At 42.0% G+C, this 1,292-nt stretch carries 1 protein-coding gene; it reads left to right on the forward strand.

Going from position 1 to position 1,292, the window contains the following annotated elements; translation table 11 throughout:
• Positions 1 to 53 precede the first annotated feature (53 nt).
• Positions 54 to 1,258, forward strand: a protein-coding gene (locus L3V33_RS23095) for an IS3 family transposase (RefSeq protein ID WP_237291255.1) whose coding sequence is annotated in 2 segments (ribosomal slippage) — positions 54 to 441 and positions 441 to 1,258 — 1,206 coding nt in all. Because the reading frame shifts where the segments join, the coding sequence is not laid out codon by codon here.
• The last annotated feature ends 34 nt before the right edge of the window (positions 1,259 to 1,292 follow it).

The following is a 1,292-nucleotide window of genomic DNA, read 5'->3' on the forward strand; positions in this document are numbered from 1 at the left end:
TGTACCGTCCTAAATATGGTTGACACATTTCCAACATGAAATTGGAGAGTGTCATGAAAACAACAAGTAGACGTACTCAACGAGATTATTCTCTTGCCTTTAAATTGGCAGTCGTAAGCCAAGTTGAAAAAGGCGAAATGACTTATAAGCAAGCTCAAGAACGTTATGGGATCCAAGGTCGCTCTACCGTTTTAGTTTGGCTTCGCAAACATGGTCAACTAGATTGGTCTAAAGGAATAGAACAATCGAGAGCGTTAGGAGCGACTATGTCAAACACTTCCTCAACTCAAACCCCAGAGCAACGAATCAAAGAACTCGAGCAGCAATTAGAAGAGACTCAGCTCAAAGCTGAGTTCTTTGAAGCGGTTGTAAAAGTCATGGATCGAGATTTCGGAGTCCGAATCTCAAAGAAGCGCAAAGCCGAGTTATTAAGGAAAAAACGGTCAGAAAGTTGAGCGTCACTAAAGCTTGTCACTTCATCGGTATTACACGACAAGCTTTCTACAAGCGCTGTGTCGCAGAAATTCATCAGACAAAGAAAGATGAATCAGTACTCGGTTTTGTGAAGGAGCAAAGGATGATGCACCCTCGCATGGGGACTCGTAAGATCAAGTATTTACTTGCTCAGAACGATATTGAAATCGGGCGAGACCGCTTATTCTCTCTGCTGAGAATGAATCGATTATTAGTACAAAATAGAAGGGCTTATCATCGAACCACAAACAGTAATCATCGCTTTTACTGCCATCCAAATAGAATCAAAGAAGGCTTAATACCGGAAAGGCCAGAGCAATTATGGGTTGCCGATATTACTTATCTAGCAACGAGGCATGGTAGTACTTATCTCAGTTTAGTGACGGACGCTTACTCAAGGAAAATTGTGGGCTATCACATAGGTGATGATATGAAAGCTCGTACGGTCAAGCAGGCCTTTTTAAACGCGTTGAAAGAGCGGAAGAATACAGGTGAACTTGTACATCACTCAGATCGAGGTGTTCAGTACTGCTCTGTTGAATACCAAGAGTTGCATCGGCAGTATGATGTATCTTGCTCAATGACTGATGGCTATGACTGTTATCAGAATGCGTTGGCAGAGAGGATCAACGGAATACTGAAGATGGAGTATCTGTTGAATAAGCCGAATGATTTAGATGAAGCAAAGAAAATGGTCGCCGAATCAGTAAAAATCTATAATGAATATAGGCCTCACACAGCTCTAAAATACAAAACGCCCGATGAAATACATCGAGCGTTTTAGTCAATCAAGTGTCAACCCATATCAGGACGGGTCA

It is taken from the genome of Vibrio sp. A2-1, assembly GCF_021728355.1.
Lineage (GTDB): Bacteria > Pseudomonadota > Gammaproteobacteria > Enterobacterales > Vibrionaceae > Vibrio > Vibrio splendidus_K.